Source organism: Peribacillus simplex, assembly GCF_030123325.1.
GTDB lineage: Bacteria > Bacillota > Bacilli > Bacillales > DSM-1321 > Peribacillus > Peribacillus simplex_D.
Genome location: NZ_CP126106.1, coordinates 59,976 through 79,192, shown reverse-complemented (window position 1 = coordinate 79,192; position 19,217 = coordinate 59,976). Strand labels below are relative to the sequence as shown.

Here is a 19,217-nt window from a genome sequence, read left to right as displayed (position 1 = left end):
GCCCCCCAAGAAGAATTAAGCTTTTTTATATTCTAAGTAGATTAAAGATTTTTCATCAGAAATTATATCCGGCTCAATATTCGATTTCTTTAAACCAGGTAGCCAAATGGCCGTTCCCGTTTGATCGATGATGACCGGCCACACATTTCTTTCTAGCATCGGGATCTTTTCATTAATAAAAATATCCTTTAACTTTTTAGTTCCACCCAATCCCTTGACGGCCATCCGTTCGCCTTCATTCCTGGTTCGGACTGTAAGAGGAAACTGAACAGCTGATTCGGGAAGAATAAAAGAATGATTTCCTCTAAGTACCGGAATTTCTTCTTTTATATAGTGCGCTTTAATCTTATATCCATTCGGAAGAATAGTCTCACCGGGAATTTGTAATTTAAGGGAATATTTAAGGCTTTTTTGCCGAAAAAATCTAAAAGTGCAAGTTTGATATGATTTTTCCGCAATAAGGCCCTCCGGAAGATGCAATTCTGCAGATGGTTGAGGATTCAAAAACAAAACTAAAAGTTGGTCAATATGTAATGCCGAAAGCGATGAAGGTCTCTCCAAATAAAGATAGTTTAATATTAGTTGAATCGCCCTTCTTTGTAAAGGTTTAGGCATCGCGAGAACCTTATCAATCTGAATAACCGCTTGATCTTTATCCTGTCGGATCCAAACCCCGGACATTTTGCTTGAAACCATTTTCAAAAAAAACTCTTCATCTTCATAAAGCTCTTCACTGAATCGTTGAAAATGCTCATGAACCTTTCTATTTTCTTTCTTTAAAAATGGAAGGACTTCATGTCTAAAACGATTTCTTGCATAGACATCCGTTTCATTGCTCGGATCAAACCTTGGTTCAATATTATGAAGGCCCGCGTATTCGATTATTTGGCTTTTCGTGATCTCAAGAAAAGGCCTGATCAGATTTCCGGTATGGAACCGTCTCTTTATGGGAATACCCGCTCTTGCCTTACCTGTCGCCCCTCTTGTTAAGCGCATGAGCATCGTTTCTATTTGATCATCCCCATGATGCCCCAGGACAAGCGTGGAGGCTTGATGCTTATCCATCATTTCTTCATAAAAAGCAAAACGCAACTTTCTTGACGTAATTTGTGAACTTTCCCCCGTCTGCTCCATCCGGGCAGGAACATCGATCCTTCTTCCCTCGAATGTAATGCCCCACCGTTCACATATATGCTGGACATATTTGTAATCCTCATAGGATTCTTCACCACGAAACATATGGTCAACACTTGCAACGATCATCTCGTAATGAAAAAGAGGTTGAATTTCCTTAAGGATATGGAGAAGCACCATTGAGTCCGGTCCTCCGGAAACGCCTATTAGCAACTTCGAGTGTTCCTTAATCAATTCGTTTCTATAAATGGTGCTCAGAACTTTTTCCTTTAACATACAATCTTCCTTCTTTATGGACAGGCATTAGTTTTATACGATTCAATCATGAAATGGTTTCAACTATTCCATTGCATTCACCTAATAACTATATCATAACAACTGATCATATATGTATAGAACATAGAGCATCGATATGATGGCAACCAGCAAAAAAGTTTCAAAAAAACCGCCACTTTTCTTTTTTGAATGGTTTTGGGACCTTCTTGCCTGTCTCGTTGCAGGTTGCATTGTATGTGGCTGACCCATCGCTGCCTGAGTCGGGCCCTTTTTCTTTGAATGATTTTGCTTACTTAGAACCGTGACCAGATCCTCCCGCATTTGAAGGGCTGAATCATACTGCCCGCGGAGCGCTTTATCCAACATCTTTCTATATGGGTGCAATTCCTTTTTCTGCTTAATCAGGTCGTTAAGCTGTCTATACCCCTCCCCTTTCTTGTGGAAACGTCCAGGATAGGCTGAATTTATTATAATCATCGCCACAGCGAACAAGTCATATTGCGGATCGGCCCTTCTTGATCCAAGTCCCCAGTAACCCCTGTCAAAAAACTCAGTGAATTCTTTAACAGATCTCCCGATTAAGGTGGTTCCGCCTACATCCACGCACCGTACCTTATAGGCTGGTGAAGTCACGATCAAATTCTCAGGTTTTAAATCCCCGAACACCCAGCCATTGGTATGCAAGGCAGACAAGCTTGTTAAAAGCTGAAGCATTAAGACTCCAATCCACGATGACCCTTTTTTATCGATAAAACGCAAAAAATCGTGTCCGTGGATATATTCCATGACATAAAAAGGGAGCTGCTTTCCTGTTTTCATGAAATCATCCGCTTCCAAAAAGGAAGGTCCAAGGGTAGACCCCTGGACCTTTGAAAAGGATTTTAGGATATTCATCTCCGAAATAATAGACGTCCCATTATCACTGAGCTTTAAAGCATAATGACGATTTCCGCTTTCAACCAAATAGACGATCCCGTTCGCTCCACACCCCAATTCCTTAATTATTTTGTACTGATTTTTATTCCATTTTCCAGTGACCAAACTGCCAGGCAGGAGTTTACATTGATTCCTCAAAGTATTGTTCATCATCATGTGATAACAATCCCCTCAATGAACGTTTTTTATTGAAATATGTCAAAGCTTCACGAATGGCTGGACCTGTCGGAGTGAGTCCCCCTGTACTAAGCTTAGGAAAAGTTGCCGTCAAGGCTTCAAGGTTCGGGGTCCAATCCAGCAACTTTTCAACATCATTTCTTTTCCCAGGAAATACGAATACGGAAAAACGGCTGTCACCCATCCTTGCATTCATACTAAGGGAAAGATCTAATAAGGAATCTTTTACTGTAGGCAGCTTATGTTTCATACTTGCACTTGTATCAACAAGAATCAGTACTTCGAGCTTGCTTGTTTCCCCAAGCTCATCGACCACCTCCATCACTTCTCCTCGTTTATCCGGCGGAAGATCCTCCATCGTTTTTGAATCTCCAAGTATTTGTTGAAGTTCACGATTGATAACTCCCTGTATAGTTTGGGTCATTGCCTTTTGGGTCACCATTTGGACGGTTTGGGACAACTGCTGAGCATAGACTATTTGACTTACGCCACCTCCAGAACCAGCAATCTTCTCAATTTCCTTAAGTCCCTTTTCATCTATCACATCATTTTCCATGACACCTATGACATTGATGGTTATGCCTTGCTCCCTTGCTAATTCAGCCATGGCAGATGGTTCCTCACCATGATTTGAACATCCGTCGGTTATAAGCAAAATCTGTCTTAATGTTCCTGCTTTCATGTTTTGCTCTCCCTTCCTATCAATTTGTTACCATAATTGACTAAAAAGGGGGAAATTATACGCCAAAGGCATCGCATCAAGTCATCATGGAGTGAAGTGATTGAAAAGAGTTCAACCCTTTACCTTTTATCCGTCTGCCATTTCTCCACCTCATTTTGGTTTTATTTATTTTATTTATATAAACGGCCCCTACTGGGCCTTTTTACGTTTTGGAGAAACGGGAATGGATGCCCATTTCGGTGTGTTATGCTTAATTTTCGATGTAACCACTGTCATGTCATCATCTATGATCCCTTTAGTTCGGATGACCTCTTCCAATATTAAATCAGAGATTTCCTGCGGATCGTCCGTTTCCATTTCCTTGATTTTTCGTTTGAGCCAGAACTCGATATTTTCGACATGTGAGGGACCATCGAATACTCCATCGCTCATCATGATTAATATGTCCCCTGCCTTCAGCTCTTCTGATACAACATCAACATCGAAATCCTGGATGATTCCCATAGGAAGGTTACTTGATTCAATTTTTATTATCCTATCCCCCCTTTTAATGAAACTCGGTATCGAACAGATTTTTAAAAACTTAGCCCTTGCGTCCTGAAGATCAATCATTGCCAAATCAAGAGTCGAAAATATTTCATCGGTAGTGCGTAGAGATAAAACGGAGTTTACGGATTTAATGGCTATTTTTTCTTCTATTCCCGATTGTAAAAATTTTTGTAGCAGCTTCAATGTCTCTGTACTTTCAAAATGGGCCCTTTCCCCATTTCCCATTCCATCACTGATGGCTATCGCAAATTTGCCGCAGCCAATTTCCATGGTCGTATAACTATCTCCCGATACAAGCCCTCCCCCCTTGGCAGCATGAGCCACACCCGTTTCGACCGTGAATTTTTTTGCTGACCTAAATATCACCTCACATTGCCCGTTTGGATATGTTGCACACTCTTCTGAATGAACGACTATCGTTTCCCCTAAAATGTCAGAAAGCATAGGTGCAATCAACTTTTCACATTCCCCTCTGCCCTGGCAGTATGGGACACTCATCTCTATATCAACATTTCCTTGTTCTAGACTGTATATTTCAACATGACCTATGTGCAGGCCAAAATCCTGGATGGCTTCCAAAATGGACTCTTCATGTACATGATGATTCTTCCTTTCCCTTTGAATTTCTTTCGCAAAATCATCCATTACTGCCGAAACGCCCCGCAGTTGATCCGCCACTAGTTTCCGACTTTCCTTCACCTGCCTTTTTAATTTTTGGTTAGCTTCAAAATAAGTAAGTTCCTGTGCTATCGCCCCAATGACCTGAGGCCCGCGGCTACAATATTTTCCCCATTCTTTCGAAGTTTTTTGGGGGAGCTGACCATTATTTTCACTTAATTGAAGCATAATTTCCTGCATGCCGTCATAGGTTGTATTAAAGTTTTTGGACCAGCATTGTTCCTTCTTAAAACAGAGCTGGCACGTCTTTTCCGTTACATTACTTAAGAAGTAGTCGAATTCTTTCTCATCTTCCTCCAATCTCCCCCTTTCATCCACTTGAGAAAAGCTATTTGAGAGCGCCTCAAATACATGTGAGAATTGCTCCACCCTTTGAGCGGTGACATCCCTCACTTTTCGGGCATACTGCTGCTGTTCATCGGAATTCTCGACTGTTCCCGGTATATGTTTCGCTATTTTGTTGATTATGGATGACGGTGTCAATATAAATAGGGCCACAGCTATAATTGATTCATAAAGGGTCACCATAATATTATTGGTGCCCTCACCATATAAACCTATCAGTAATGTAGCAATAAGGAGTCCTGCGGCAACCCCTATCTTCCTTCCCTCCTTCAACAAACCTCCCAGAAGCCCTGAGAATGCGAGAAGGCTCATTTGATAAAGACTTGCAATACTTGCCAAGCTGAATATCAATCCAGTAACTACACCTACAGTGGAGCCTATGGCGGCCCCTCCCGCCAGCCCGAAGAGGAGGACCAGGTATCGCGAGAATATATGGTCGAGTGATAAATCGTATATCATCCAGCCGATGGTTCCGGTCATCACCGAAGCCAGCAGGATGATGATGCTGACGATTTCCTCCGTCTTTAATGATTGGGACTTTGTCCGAATGGTCAGCATCGGGATGGATTGTATGAAGATTAAGGTTAAGATCATTGCGAGTCCCGCCTCTACCCCTATCATCATCAAGTCGTATAGCTGAATCGTTCGAAATACCAGATATTGCTCGGCCAGGTTGACCAGGAATAGTGAAGCAAAGACGTACATCGACATTGTCTTGAATTGTCCTTCAACGGCGGGCTTCTTGATCTTATGAAATAACAGGAGCAGGAACGCCGATGCAAAGATGACTAAACTGTTCGAATAGTGAACGGTCAGACCACCTGCAATCAATCCGAATAAAGCCAGTGGTGCCCTATCACGTCTCATGAGAAAAACAGCTGCGAAAAACGGAAGTCCAAATGGTGCAAGCTGCGAAAGAATCAAAGCCCGTCCTAATAAAAAACCGATAATTGCTAAAGAGATACCTTTTTTTATGAATATGTCTTCCGACTTCATTTGCAGTTGATGGATCCAATTGATGGCCCCTGCCTTCGCTTCTTTCAATTGAACATCTCCAAGAGGTTCCATCATAGGTCTTTCTACTTTTTCCATTTCAACACCCCATTCGTATTAGTGGTTTTTATTATATAGAGGGCTTGTCTATTTTTTTGTCAAAATTTTATAAGCGGATAAGAAAAACGTTCGACGAAATTCTTCTTGAACAATCATTTGTATACAGGTTTTTGTACCTTTTTTTTCAATACAGAAACAGGTGTTCTTTTTTTTTTGAAGAAAAGCAAAGTTTTTAGGTTATTTTTGCGGAAAATAACACGAATAAATGATCAGGAAATGGAAACCGACAAACTTTATTTTTTTTGTTGACATTTTTTCTTCACGACTGTAAGATATAACTTGTGCTTCAGTAGCACTTACCAATATGGCGGCGTAGCTCAGCTGGCTAGAGCGTACGGTTCATACCCGTGAGGTCGGGGGTTCGATCCCCTCTGCCGCTATCTTTTTTCTTGAAAATCATGGCCCGTTGGTCAAGCGGTTAAGACACCGCCCTTTCACGGCGGTAACACGGGTTCGAATCCCGTACGGGTCATCCTATATCAAAGCGCCTCTGAACACTTATATCGGTAAGTGTTCAGAGGCGCTTTTTTAATGTCGTTGATCATTAAAAGAAGACAAGCCAGCAAGCTTGCCTTTATCTACACTATGAATAATTTCACAGGAAAAGTTGCTAAACTATTATTTTCAGCAGCAGTTTTATCCGCGTCTTCCTCCTCGACCTCCCCGTTTCGTTTCGGTGCTACGTTTAAGGGTCGTTAAGCGGTCTTCGCTATCTTTTAAGAATTTAGCCATTTTTTGCTCAAAGTTTTCTTTAGGTTGGAAACCATTACCTTTCGAGCGGAAGTCTTTGGAACGGCTGTCATTCCCTCTTCCTTGGCGCGGACGTGGTGTGTATGCAGGTTTTTGCTCACCTTCAGGACGGTCTATCGCTTTTTTTATGGACAAGCCAATCTTGCCATCTTTAACGTTGATGACTTTCACCTCAACTGTATCGCCCACTTTTAAATGATCATTGATATCCTTGACATAGTTATCAGCTACTTCACTGATATGGACAAGACCGGTTGAACCTTGAGGTAGCTCTACAAATGCACCAAAATTAGTTATGCCTGTTACTTTACCTTGTAACTTGCTGCCTACTTCGATTGACATAAAAAAAATGTTCCTCCTTAGAAATGTTAAAAAAATCTCTTCATACTATATTATAACGAAAGTAAAAAAACAGTGTCAATATTAGTCACTATCTTCCTTCCCTTTTGGAAGGGTAAAAATGATTTCACCTTTTTCAGATAAGAAATAATCCCGTCTGGCTATTTTCGCTATATAGTCGTCATCATTAAGCTTTACGATTTCTTCTTTAAGAAGGGTCTCGTCTTTTTTCAATTCAGCTAACTTTCCCTTCAATTCTTCCTTTTGTTTAACTTTCTCATCCAGTGCAACATTTTGCGTTATGAGGGTGGAAACGGCAAAAATCAAAAAGACAGCGGCGAAAACTGAGTAAAGAGTTAATCTACGCATTAGACCACGCTTCTTTTTTTCTACGGTTTGTACTTTTTTCTCTTGTTGAGCGACGTAGGGATTTTCCATTTTTGCCACTTTCCTTTTACGCAGGCTACTCATTTTTTATCGCTCCTCATTTCTTTTTATTTCTCCATCCATTTAGCGTTCTAAATATAGAATTCTTTATTTTCAATAAAATCCCTTTTCCTTTATTATAAAACTTCCCGACGTTTTTCGTAACAAAAACCGGCAATAAATTCCATACATAAGTCAGAATCCACTTTAGTGGTCTCCAGAATATAGTCAAAATAAAGAGAAGTATTTTCCCCGCCCATTTTAATAATGCCAAAACGAACTTACCTATTCCGATGATGATGGCCACTACAGATACTATTACCCATTTTATCGGTAGAAATATCAGCATGTGAACCGAATTCGCTATAAATCTCGCCAACTTTATCACAAGTATTATCAGAAACTCTAATAAACGTTGATAGAAACCTTTGAAAAGTGCTTGATAAGCTGAAAAACCGCATAATAAGGCCAAAAATAAATAGAGGCGAAACTCTCCCTCATTCACTAAAAACAAAACATAAAAAATAAGGAGACCCTGAATGATCCAGAAAAGGAAGTCATGGATGAATACAATCCACCTTTTCCTTTCTGAACGATTCAGGAACCGGCTATACGTATCCAGGGCAGCCCCAAAGCCACTGCCCATGCCTATCATCGCAAGCAACGTATAAAATTGGATCGTTAAGGTCATTTGAACAATTTGCCAAAGAAGCCTTTAGCTTTCTCCCCTGATTGCTCATCTAAATAAACAAGGTCAAAAATCTTTCCCTTAATGGAAACGATGCCTTTATCAACGTCTAAATTCTTCATTTGCAAGTTTTGGCCCCGGATAGATAAGAAACCCATTGACGTTTCGAGCAGAAATTCTTCATTATCGAAACTTTCAACTTGTTTGACACCGGTAATATCAAGTAAACGGCGGCCTTTCATCGTTACATCATGCTCTTGGGTCGTTCCCTTTGTGTAACCAGCATTCGGATCAATATATTGGCTCATTTTTTCATCCCTCACAGTACCACTGATTTTGTACAAGTGTATGTCCGTAAGAGCGGAATTAGAACCAAGCCTGTCCTTACTCCTCCGCTAGCTTTTCTTCCTTTACGATGGTATACATATCTGCAGCCGCTTCTTTTTTCGTCGTTTCCTGAATTTTATCGACACGTACCGTAACAAGCTTTTGACCGAACCTTACAGTCAGCTCATCGCCATCTTTCACATTCGAACTTGCCTTGGCCTGCTGTCCGTTAATCGTGATTCTCCCTTTATCCGCAACCTCCTTCGCAAGTGTGCGGCGCTTGATCAACCTTGAAACTTTTAGGAATTTATCCAATCTCATCGACATTCAAATCTCTCCCTTAATTAAAGTCCTTTAGCTTTTGCTTCATCCCAATATGAATCCAGTTCTTCCAATGTATAATCCTCAAATTTTTTGTCTGCCCTTTGAATGCACTCTTCTATATATGTAAAACGCTGATGGAATTTCTGGTTTGCTTTGTAGACGGCTTCTTCCGCTTGTATGTCATAATAACGTGAAACGTTGACAAGCGCAAAAAAGAGGTCGCCAAGCTCTGATTTTATTCTTTCGACATCCCTGTTCGGGCTTAATATTTCCTCTTCCAATTCCAGCACTTCTTCCCTGACCTTTTTCCAGGCCTCGGAAACCTCATCCCAATCAAATCCAACCTTGGCTGCCCTTTTTTGATACTCTTCGGCCCGAAGTAAGTTTGGCAGCGATTTCTCAATACCATCCAGTATGGATTGCGGGGCTTTTGTTTCGCTCCCTTTTTCATCTTCTTTGATTTTCTGCCAGTTCACCAATACATCTTCCTCGCCGTTCACTTCAACATCTCCGAATACATGAGGGTGGCGTCGAATCATTTTTGCCGTAATGCCTTCAATCACATCATCTATCGTGAACATGCCCTCATCTTCACCGATTTGTGAATGAAGCATCACCTGAAGCAGGACATCCCCAAGTTCACCAATCATGCCCTCATCGTCCTCTTCATCGATGGAATCAATCAGCTCATATGCCTCTTCTATTAGATATTTCTTCAAGCTTTCATGAGTTTGCTTCTTATCCCAAGGACATCCGTCAGGACCTCTAAGTTCTGCAATGACCTGCCGCAGCTTAGAGAACTCCCTATATCGTAAAGCTTCTTCGCTTACAGGCGGGACATAAACACTCGTCAAGTTACTTAACTCCATCTGACGGTCGAGTTCGAAGAGAGCGCATTTTGTCACTTTTTCCTGACTGCTTCCTGCCGCTGTAACGATATATACCTCGTAGTCATCCGGTAGCTTTTCCATTAAGGTCAGCTTCACATTGGATGCACTGAATGCGTCATATACCTGTCCGATTATCATATGCTGGGCAATGTGCAAATCTTCTGGTGAAAGATCTGTTCCATCCAATAGCTGAAACCCTTCAATCGGATCGATTCTAACAGCCTGAAACAAGGGATCAAGGAAACTTTGCCCGCCTTCCAGCTTAATGGCTATTCCAAGAGCCGGACCCTTTTCAAGCAAAAGCTGCACCGTTTTTTCCGCAACCATGGGATGCCCTGGAACTGCGTATAGAACGGAACGGTTTGAAGCCTCTTGTAATAATGTTCCGGCAATTTCTTCATATACAGCTTCAAATTGGTCGTGCTTTTCATATATCCCGTCAAATGCCGTGAAATTTATTCCTTCCCTTTTCAAATCCCCGATTACAGGATGATCGATCGTTCTGACGAAACATTGTTCCGTTTGTATCAATTTTTTATAAATCCCTAGCGGAAGCTGATCTAAATCTCCTGCACCAAGGCCTATTATCGTAATCTCATTCATGATTTCGTATACTCCTATTCGTTATTATAAATCGTTTAAGCTTCGAACCTGCAGGTATAAGTGAAAGTTCTTCTTCCCCAAATAAACCTGCACGAATGGCCGTCATCACAAAAACGGCTGCACCGATCCCTACACCGGTCAAAGCTTGGATCGTAGCTAACAACCGGCTCTCGCCTGGTAATATCAATTCGAATAAACTATTGAATAAAACGACCGCCGTACCCATGTAAACCGTACTCTTCAAAATTATTAACACGTGCTTCTTTTCAATTAATGGCCTTTTAATATGTACTCTCAATACCAGATAAAATAATACAGACATGATCATAAACGCAAGCACTGTTGCCGAGGCTGCTCCCGCGATCTTGTAATGGGGCACCAGAACAAGGTTCAAAGCCCACTTGCTGCCAACCCCCACAATCGTGATGATCACCGGAACGAACGAGTAGCCTAAACTTTGAATCACTGCCGTTTCTGCCATTATGAGGGATGTGAATAAAATCGATAAAGAGAAAATTGCTAAAGTAATCGTCCCTTTGGTATCCATGAACAGCATATGGTTGACAGGCTTCATCGTCACCACCAGCCCAATCGCGGCAGCAAGTCCTATCGTCGCACTTACACGAAGCGCCAATTTGATCTTATTCAATAATTCATGCTCACTTTTCCTCTGAACGAATCCGGATATTACAGGTACAAGCGCCAATGCAAAAGAATTAGCCACGACTGTACCTAGCTGAAGCAACGGCTGTCCTCGATCATATACCCCTTTCCATTCTTTTGCTTCCTTTTCCCCCATTCCAGTTTCCCTCAGTAGGGAGTACAGGTGCAATGAATCGACAAACTGAAACAAGATAAGGATCAAGCCAGTTATGCAAAACGCCAGCCCTTGGAAAATCAGGGCTTTGGAGATTTTTATGAAATTTACCGGTTTGATTCTCATTCGTAAAAAAAGCTTCCATTCTTCTCTTAAAATAACGAAAGTGATAAGCAGTACCAGGCCAGTTATGCCGCCGGTTATCGAACCAAGGACCGCCCCCTTGCCGACCACATAATCATTATAGCCCTGATACACGAAAATTGTGGAAAGAACCAGAATCGTCAACACACGGATGCATTGTTCAGCGACCTGCGAACTTGCCGTCGGCAGCATGTCGTTTATTCCTTGAAAATAGCCTCTTAAAACAGATGAAATCGGCATTAATAAATAGGAGTAGGCAACGATTTTCAGCAGGCCGGCTAAATGCGGATCCTTCATCCATCCTGCAATCCAATCAGCTCCAAGGAATAGTGCAGCAAACATCATGACTCCTATCGAACTTAAGACGACGAATGATGTCATTAAAATGTCCTTGACCGCAAAGTTATTTTTGGAAGACTCCCGTTCAGCAATAAGTTTGGATATGACTACCGGAAAGCCGAGCGTTGATAATGTAAAAGCAACACCGTAGAAGGGATAGACCTGTTGATAGATATAAAACCCGATGTCACCCGCAATATTCTGATAAGGTATGCGATAGGCCGCGCTCAATACTTTTACGATAATCGCTGCTGCGCTCAAAATCAGCGCACCTCGAAAAAGTTCATTTGATGTATTATAAGGCTTTTCAGCCATTCTTTTTCCCCTTTTCACTCATATGTGGTAGTTATTATAGCATAATTCCAATGGTTATTTTTCAATTCCAGCCCATACTGTTAATTAGTTTCCATATTCACCTTGTAGAATATTTTCCTCCTCTTTATGTCTGTCCCCATCCGGTTAGCCTTTTAGAAAGAGCAAAAAGGACAGCGCGTTTGCTGCCCTTTCCACCTTAAAAATTATAATGGCATGTCCAAGGTTACTGTTCCATTTGTCTAGCTAGGAAACTTGCTGCTGTTTCAACTGATTTCTGTTCCACTTCACCAATGGTACTATCTTTAGAGAAAATCAAGACGGCACCAATCGGGTCGCCACTTGCAATGATCGGAGCTGCAGTATAAGATTGGACCTCTTCATCATTGGAATCAACGAATGAAATTTGTCCGTTTGGAGACTCCAGGACAGGATTTCTTTCTTCCATGATTTTTTCCACTAGTTCACTAACGCTTTTATTTAAGTATTCTTTTTTGGAGCCGCCTGCCACTGCAATGTAAGTATCCCTGTCACAAATCATAACTGGGTTTCCAAGGCTATCATATAGCGCTTCTGCATATTCCCTTGCAAAATCGCCTAATTCACTGATAGGAGAGTATTTCTTTAGGATGACTTCCCCATCTCTATCCACAAATATTTCCAGTGGGTCTCCTTCACGAATACGGAGGGTCCTGCGAATTTCTTTCGGGATGACGACTCTTCCTAAATCATCAATTCGGCGAACGATACCAGTTGCTTTCATCTAATGTTGCCTCACTTTCATCTAATTGATTTGATAAATCCTCATTTTGTAGCAAAATCATCACCAGCTATTGTACTTAGTATTTTTCTAATGGTAAGTTCTATGCACTTTGAAAAAATTTTTCTTCTTGTTGCATTTTTTTACCATGGTACCTAAAAAAATTTCTTCAAGAGGACAATCATTCAATTTTAGTTTTTAGTGGCTTGCGTCTCTTTTTTTACATACTGTAAACCCTTGGTCATCTCAAATAAGATATTAAGCCATTTGCTTTGTTCTACACCTTTTATGTGCAGGACCAGCTTCATTCGGTTGCCGTCCATGCCGAAGCCCACCATACGGCCATACTTCGATCCCAGCTCGAACACCTTTTGTCCATCCACACCGCTGCTGACCTTTTCCCTAAGGAGAATGCTGATTTCCTGCTTTAATTGCTTAATGCTTTCAATTCCGGCCTTTTCAGCATATACCTTCATTTCAGCAATCATGAATAAATAAGAAACTTCTTCTGGATATTCTCCGAAACGATCGATCATTTCATCCTGTAATTCTTCCACTTCTTCAAGCGAAGCAATCCCTCTGAACCTTTTATACATTTCTATTTTCTGATGTCCATCCATTATGTAGGCATCAGGGATATAAGCGTCCACTTCAACGTCAATTTCCAGGGTGTTCTTTTCTTCGGCTGGTTGGTCATTACGTTTCGCATCTACAGCTTCTTTCAACATTTGTGAATACAGATCAAAACCAACTGAATCGATGAAGCCATGTTGTTGAGCCCCTAGAATGTTTCCAGCTCCCCTGATGGATAAATCACGCATCGCAATTTTGAAACCTGAACCCAATTCTGTAAATTCCTTAATGGATTGAAGACGTTTTTCTGCCACTTCAGTCAACACTTTATCTTTCCTATAAGTGAAGAATGCATATGCGACCCGGTTGGATCGCCCTACACGGCCACGCAGCTGATAGAGCTGTGAAAGTCCCATTCTATCCGCTTCATTCACTATGAGCGTATTGACATTCGGGATATCAACACCCGTCTCTATAATGGTTGTACTCACCAAAACATCATATTCGCCTTCTAAAAAGCTGAACATGACGGCTTCCAGTTCTTGCTCTGACATTTGCCCATGAGCAAATGTGACACGGGCATCGGGCACCAGCATGGAAATTTCTTCTGCTTTTCTTGCTATATCTTCTACCCGATTGTAAAGGAAATAAACCTGACCACCCCTGGCCAATTCCCGTTCTATGGCTTCCGTTACCAACGAGCCATTATACTCCATGACATAAGTTTGAATTGGGAACCGGTTCTCAGGCGGCGTTTCGATTACGGACAGATCCCTCACGCCCAACATGGACATATGAAGGGTCCTCGGAATCGGCGTCGCAGTCAAAGTCAGTACATCCACATTAGTTTTTAACCGCTTGATCTTTTCCTTATGTGTAACGCCAAAGCGCTGTTCTTCATCAATGATAAGCAATCCCAAATCGCGGTACACGATATCTTTGGATAAAATCCTATGCGTGCCAACCACAATATCCACCGTGCCGGCCTTCAATCCTTTAATCGTCTCCGTTTGCTGTTTTTTACTCCGGAAACGGCTCATAAGACCAATCGAAATGGGATAATCCTGAAAACGCTCCCTTAATGTTTCATAATGCTGCTGGGCGAGGATTGTGGTCGGAACAAGAAATGCAACCTGCTTGCCATCCATAATGGCTTTAAAAGCGGCCCGGATCGCCACCTCTGTCTTCCCATATCCAACATCGCCACATAATAAACGGTCCATCGGCCGTTCACGTTCCATATCCTTTTTGATCTCGACAATGGAACGTAATTGATCTTCCGTTTCGTTATAAGAGAATGATGTTTCGAATTCTCTCTGCATATCACCATCAGGTGAAAAGGCATAGCCCTTTGCCGCTTCCCTTTCTGCGTATAACTTGATTAAATCATCAGCAATGTTCTCAACGGATGATTGAACCTTACTTTTGACACGCTTCCATTCCGTTCCGCCTAGCTTATAAAGCTTCGGTTCTTTTCCTTCAGAACCGACATATTTTTGGACAAGATCGATTTGGTCGACAGGAACATACAATTTGTCGTCCGCTTGATAACGAATATTCAGGTAATCTTTATGGACCCCATTTATCGTAAGGGTTTCAATGCCCAAGTATTTACCGATACCGTGGTTAACATGAACGACATAGTCACCGATCTTCAGTTCGGAATAACTCTTGATTCGCTCCGCATTCGATAGTTTCTGTCTCCGTATTGATTTCTTTGACTTCTTATTAAACAATTCCGTTTCCGTAATGATACTGAACTTTTGCATAGGTAATTCAAAGCCGCTATTTAGACTGCCGCGTAAAATCTGTACTTTACCTGGAAGAATACTGTCCGCATTAAACAGTTCTGCGGCCTCTATATCGTAATCGGCTAAAACCGAATGCAGCTTTTTTACCCGTTCTTCATCCTGTCCAAGTATGACGACTGTATATTTCCCTTTTTTCCAACGTTCCAGTTCAGCTTTGAACACATTCATCTGTCCATGGAAATTTTGCATTTGTTTACTGGCAAAATTCAGGATATTCTGAGGATTCGTATGCGGTACATGCCTTAAAAACAATGAAAGGTATACGAACGGCCTGCTGGATTTCATTATTAGTTCCTGCATGGGATGAGCCAATTTGATGTCATGGATAATTTGTCCCTGACTTAAAAGATCCGTGTACCACCCAGCCTCTTCCTTCTCCAAAGAATCATTGATTTCCTGGATTCTACTGATTTCATCCAAGAAAACCAAACCATTTACCGGTAAATAATCTATTAAACTAGCTGGATCTTCATATGCTAAACTTAAGTATTTAAAGATTTTGTCGGGTATATTCCCCATTTTCAGCTGTTCAAGTTCATAACTGATCGTTTGGACCAGCTGTTCCTTGGTTTTCTCGTCTTTAAGTTTCTTCAGGCTTTTACTTAATCCGCTCTCGAGCCTTGTTATGATTCTTTCGATATGCTCCGTCTCTAGCAAAGCCTCACTGACGGGACCAATCGTCACTTTCTTGAGTTTCTCGATGGATCGCTGATCTTCGCTTGAAAAAGTCCTTATTGAATCTATTTCGGTATCGAATAATTCAATTCTTATTGGATTAGGTTCGGTGATCGGATAAATATCGATTATACCGCCCCTGATACTGAATTCACCTGGAGAAGCAACCATTTCAGACCGGTTATAACCCATGGCAATGAATTTATTAAGCGTTGGTTCAAGCTCGATATCTTCCCCTAAATTAAAGATAAGCTGATGTCTCTTCCAAATATCCTTTGGAGGAAGCACACGGCGCACCCCGGGAATCGGCGCAATGACAATCCCTTTCTTTCCCTCCGCCCAAAAGTTCAATGCCTCTACACGTTGGGCCCTTAATTCCGGGCTGGCAACACTCAAATCAGCCGCAATCAATTCATTGGCTGGATATATATATAATTCTTCCTCGGGAATGAAACTGGATAAGTCCTCATGGAATTTTTGAGCTTGCAATAAATTATGGGTAACTAATAAAATAGGCCTATTCGTCTTTTCATATACGGAAGCCAGCAATAGTGATCTCGAGGAACCTGTCAGACCAGAGACGATCTGCTCCTTAAGTCCTTCATCGATGCCGGCTATTAACGAATGAACATCATCTTGTTTGGAGAACAAGTTCTGCAATCCATTCATTTTCTTTCCCCCCTCTCTTTAACGTGCGAAAAAACCATTTGTAATCCTTTTATTTGAACTTGGCCATTTCACCAAGCGTCCTCTTTATCAACGGCAATTTTATGTGCCCTGGTATTCCAGACAAACGGAAAAATGCTTTGGATTTTGTCCAAAGCCCTCTCCCGCTAATGAATAATATAATCGTTTTCATATAAATCAGGGTTTCTTTGCAGCGTTTCATGGCAATCTTCACATATCGCCCTTACATGCATATCCCCTTCAGAATCATAAACGATCATCTCTTGTCGCTCTTCATCGGTAAGTTGATTAAAACCTAACTGCTCCGTACTCAGTGAGTGTGCCTCGATTGAGCCCAGCTTAGTTCCGCAATGTCGGCATCGATAATGGAGAGCCATTTGGTAACCCCCTATTTTAGTAATAGTGTTAGTATGTACAAAAGTAGAGGGGTTTTATTCAGCGAAACAGGAAGATATTATTCTTTACTTATATCTACTCTCTGCTTATTGGTTATATTCGTTCATGACCTGTATAAATGGCTTTTCCATCCAGGCTTCACAAGAAGCTGCGCTTTTTTCGATCGTTGCCCCGACATGATCCCATTCTTCTGGCGAAAAACGCCCCAATACATAATCAGATACCGGAATGCGGCCAATCGGGCGGCCAATTCCTATTCTGATTCGATTGAATTCTTGCGTACCCAAATGGGCAATTGAAGATTTTATCCCATTATGACCGCCTGCACTACCTTTTTGACGAAGGCGAAGCTTCCCTGGAGGCAAATCAAGGTCATCATAGATAATGACCACATCCGCGATATCCAACTTAAAGAAATGCATGACAGCCGAAATGGATTCGCCTGACAAATTCATGTAGGTTAATGGTTTAAGCAATAAAACTTTTTCTCCCTTTACCATTCCCGTACCATATATCCCCTTATGCTTTGCTTGATCAAGTGGAATCGACCATCTTTTGGATAACTCATCTATTACTTCAAATCCGACGTTATGCCGGGTTTTTTCATACTGTTTACCTGGGTTCCCTAACCCTACAATAATTTTCATGATTCACACTCCGTCATTACGGTTATTTAGGGAGTTACGCTGGGACGAGGTTTTTCCAAGATCATTGACCTTAGAAAAATAGTACCCTAATTTCAAGCTGGCCTGCAAGCGACAGGAGAACTAATTAGGAAAAATCCTAATTAAAGGAATCCATTACGAAAAAAATGGTCCGGTTTAAATTGATGCATCCAGAGATTGAAAAGACGTAACTCGTTAAGAGCTACGCCTATTATATCACGATTCACTTGTTTAATCCCGGCATCATGACTCTGGTGATGCCTTGGTTTCCCTGCCTTCTTCATTTTCAGGGATACCGCCATCCTGCTGTTCACCTGTACTTATTTCCTCTTCCTGACGAGGAGCCAAAACGGATGCAACAACTTCTTCACCATCATGGTCGATTGTAACTTGCTTATTCGTTTGGATATCGGATATGTAGATTGTATCCCCTACCTGAAGTTCGGTAACGTCAACATCGATGGAGTCAGGAATGTCATTAGGTTTAGCCGTAACCGTGACTTCATGAAGTGACTGCTGAAGGACCCCACCGTCTTTCACGCCTTTACAAACACCGACAAGGTTAATGCGAACTTGCGCTTGTAATTGAGCGGACATATCTACAATTAAAAAGTCTGCATGATAAATGGAATTCTTAATTGGATCCTTTTGATAGTCAGAAAGCATGACTTTATAACTCGCACCTTCCAATTCCAAAGAAATGATTCCATTACGGCCTATTTCCTTGATTGTCTTTTGAAGCTCGATATTATTGACTGAAATGGCCGTACTGTCATTTTTATTGCCATATACTATCGCAGGGATTTCGCCATTTTCCCTCAAATTCCTTAAATTAGAGTGTTTTGAATCCGTACGTTCTTTTGCAGCTAATATATTACTCATACATCCTCCGCCTTCCTAAATATGAATTACAAGTTTCTCTATATTTTACATTTCCCTAAATGGCGAATCATTAAACATGAAAGGTAAAATCCGAAGGAAGCAAGAAGGGGATAAACATATGGTAAACATAGGTATTCGCCGCAAAATCTTTTTTCTCTAATTCAAGCGTGTATCGCCTTTTTTTCCATTTCCCCCTCAACTTGCATCACTCGGTTAAGGATTTGTGCTGCTAGTGATGAGTATTGAATACTATCCTTTTTCCGTGGTCTCGGCAGATTGATTTCCTTATTCATGACCACTTTGCCTTCTTCGATTAATATGACACGGTCGGCTAGCATTACGGCTTCTTCAACATCATGTGTAACAAGCAAGGCAGTAAAGTCCCTTTTCCTCCATAGATCTTCAATCAGCCTTTGCATGCCAATTCTCGTCAAAGCATCCAATGCCCCTAACGGCTCATCCAAGAGGAGAATGTCAGGTTGGTTCACCAATGCCCTCGCTAATGCAACCCTTTGCTTTTGCCCCCCAGATAAAACGGACGGCCAATCGCTTGCTCGATCTGCAAGGCCCACTTGCTCCAGTAGTTCCATGGCATTTGGCTTCCAATCCCCTTTCAAGCCTATACCAATATTTTCAAGGATTTTTTTCCAAGGAAAAAGCCTTCCATCCTGAAACATCGTACGTGAAGATTTATTTAATCCTTTCAACGGCTTTCCATTCACCAGTATCTGCCCGCCCGTCGGCTTTTCCAGTCCTGCCACAAGGCGAAGCAAGGTGCTCTTTCCACATCCACTCTTACCGACAATGGCTACGAATTCCCCTTTTTTAAATGTGAGGTCCATCCCCTTTAATACTTCAAACTCCCCAAAATCCTTTCTTACACCCTGCAACTCCAACGAATTTCCATTTTTCATATTAA

The 19,217-nt window shown here is 41.5% G+C and carries 17 protein-coding genes and 2 tRNA genes; 2 read left to right on the top strand and 17 right to left on the bottom strand.

Annotation, left to right across the window (positions count from 1 at the left end; translation table 11 throughout):
- Positions 1-15: 15 nt before the first annotated feature.
- The 4 genes from tilS to spoIIE form a co-directional block, all read right to left on the bottom strand.
- On the bottom strand, positions 16-1,410 hold the full coding sequence (tilS, locus tag QNH43_RS00410; protein WP_283916474.1) for a tRNA lysidine(34) synthetase TilS: 1,395 nt from the start codon (positions 1,408-1,410) through the stop codon (positions 16-18).
- A 93-nt stretch (positions 1,411-1,503) separates the two neighbouring features.
- Complete coding sequence (locus QNH43_RS00405) at positions 1,504-2,502, bottom strand: protein kinase domain-containing protein (RefSeq protein ID WP_349654796.1); 999 nt, start codon at positions 2,500-2,502, stop codon at positions 1,504-1,506.
- Positions 2,468-3,205, bottom strand: a complete 738-nt coding sequence (locus QNH43_RS00400; protein ID WP_063235926.1) for a VWA domain-containing protein — start codon at positions 3,203-3,205, stop codon at positions 2,468-2,470. The genes QNH43_RS00405 and QNH43_RS00400 overlap by 35 nt, the downstream gene beginning before the upstream one ends.
- A 189-nt stretch (positions 3,206-3,394) precedes the next feature.
- Complete coding sequence (gene spoIIE / locus QNH43_RS00395) at positions 3,395-5,869, bottom strand: stage II sporulation protein E (protein ID WP_076372968.1); 2,475 nt, start codon at positions 5,867-5,869, stop codon at positions 3,395-3,397.
- A gap of 327 nt (positions 5,870-6,196) precedes the next feature.
- Between spoIIE and QNH43_RS00390 the strand changes: the two genes are divergently transcribed.
- Positions 6,197-6,270 (top strand) — tRNA-Met (locus QNH43_RS00390).
- A gap of 20 nt (positions 6,271-6,290) precedes the next feature.
- Positions 6,291-6,362: transfer RNA gene (locus QNH43_RS00385), tRNA-Glu, on the top strand.
- 164 nt (positions 6,363-6,526) lie between these two features.
- Here QNH43_RS00385 and QNH43_RS00380 read toward each other — a convergent pair.
- The 13 genes from QNH43_RS00380 to QNH43_RS00320 all read right to left on the bottom strand — a co-directional run bounded on the left by QNH43_RS00380 (position 6,527) and on the right by QNH43_RS00320 (position 19,212).
- Positions 6,527-6,982, bottom strand: a complete 456-nt coding sequence (locus QNH43_RS00380) for a S1 domain-containing RNA-binding protein (RefSeq protein WP_214794723.1) — start codon at positions 6,980-6,982, stop codon at positions 6,527-6,529.
- An 81-nt stretch (positions 6,983-7,063) separates the two neighbouring features.
- Complete coding sequence (locus tag QNH43_RS00375; RefSeq protein WP_076372966.1) at positions 7,064-7,450, bottom strand: FtsB family cell division protein; 387 nt, start codon at positions 7,448-7,450, stop codon at positions 7,064-7,066.
- Between the two features lie 13 nt (positions 7,451-7,463).
- The gene (yabQ, locus tag QNH43_RS00370; protein WP_076372964.1) at positions 7,464-8,096 is read right to left on the bottom strand and encodes a spore cortex biosynthesis protein YabQ; all 633 of its coding nucleotides are present in this window, start codon (positions 8,094-8,096) and stop codon (positions 7,464-7,466) included.
- A complete protein-coding gene (yabP, locus tag QNH43_RS00365; RefSeq protein WP_034316308.1) occupies positions 8,093-8,401 on the bottom strand; it encodes a sporulation protein YabP in 309 nt (102 codons plus the stop codon). Before yabP ends, yabQ begins: the two co-directional genes overlap by 4 nt.
- A 76-nt stretch (positions 8,402-8,477) precedes the next feature.
- Positions 8,478-8,741 carry an RNA-binding S4 domain-containing protein gene (locus tag QNH43_RS00360; RefSeq protein WP_034316386.1) on the bottom strand — a complete coding sequence of 88 codons (264 nt, stop codon included), beginning with the start codon at positions 8,739-8,741 and terminating at the stop codon, positions 8,478-8,480.
- A 23-nt stretch (positions 8,742-8,764) separates the two neighbouring features.
- Positions 8,765-10,237, bottom strand: coding sequence for a bifunctional methyltransferase/pyrophosphohydrolase YabN (gene mazG / locus QNH43_RS00355; protein WP_283916473.1), 1,473 nt, complete (start codon positions 10,235-10,237; stop codon positions 8,765-8,767).
- Positions 10,230-11,852 carry a putative polysaccharide biosynthesis protein gene (locus tag QNH43_RS00350; protein ID WP_283916472.1) on the bottom strand — a complete coding sequence of 541 codons (1,623 nt, stop codon included), beginning with the start codon at positions 11,850-11,852 and terminating at the stop codon, positions 10,230-10,232. Before QNH43_RS00350 ends, mazG begins: the two co-directional genes overlap by 8 nt.
- 223 nt (positions 11,853-12,075) lie before the next feature.
- The gene (gene spoVT, locus QNH43_RS00345) at positions 12,076-12,612 is read right to left on the bottom strand and encodes a stage V sporulation protein T (RefSeq protein ID WP_063235918.1); all 537 of its coding nucleotides are present in this window, start codon (positions 12,610-12,612) and stop codon (positions 12,076-12,078) included.
- 188 nt (positions 12,613-12,800) lie between these two features.
- Positions 12,801-16,337: a transcription-repair coupling factor gene (gene mfd, locus QNH43_RS00340; RefSeq protein ID WP_283916471.1), complete on the bottom strand. Its 3,537-nt coding sequence runs from the start codon at positions 16,335-16,337 to the stop codon at positions 12,801-12,803.
- A gap of 164 nt (positions 16,338-16,501) precedes the next feature.
- Positions 16,502-16,732, bottom strand: coding sequence for an anti-sigma-F factor Fin (locus tag QNH43_RS00335; protein WP_063574553.1), 231 nt, complete (start codon positions 16,730-16,732; stop codon positions 16,502-16,504).
- A 105-nt stretch (positions 16,733-16,837) separates the two neighbouring features.
- Positions 16,838-17,398: an aminoacyl-tRNA hydrolase gene (pth, locus tag QNH43_RS00330; protein ID WP_283916470.1), complete on the bottom strand. Its 561-nt coding sequence runs from the start codon at positions 17,396-17,398 to the stop codon at positions 16,838-16,840.
- A gap of 261 nt (positions 17,399-17,659) precedes the next feature.
- A complete protein-coding gene (locus QNH43_RS00325) occupies positions 17,660-18,298 on the bottom strand; it encodes a 50S ribosomal protein L25/general stress protein Ctc (protein WP_283916469.1) in 639 nt (212 codons plus the stop codon).
- A gap of 161 nt (positions 18,299-18,459) precedes the next feature.
- A complete protein-coding gene (locus tag QNH43_RS00320; protein ID WP_283916468.1) occupies positions 18,460-19,212 on the bottom strand; it encodes an ATP-binding cassette domain-containing protein in 753 nt (250 codons plus the stop codon).
- Positions 19,213-19,217 lie beyond the last annotated feature (5 nt).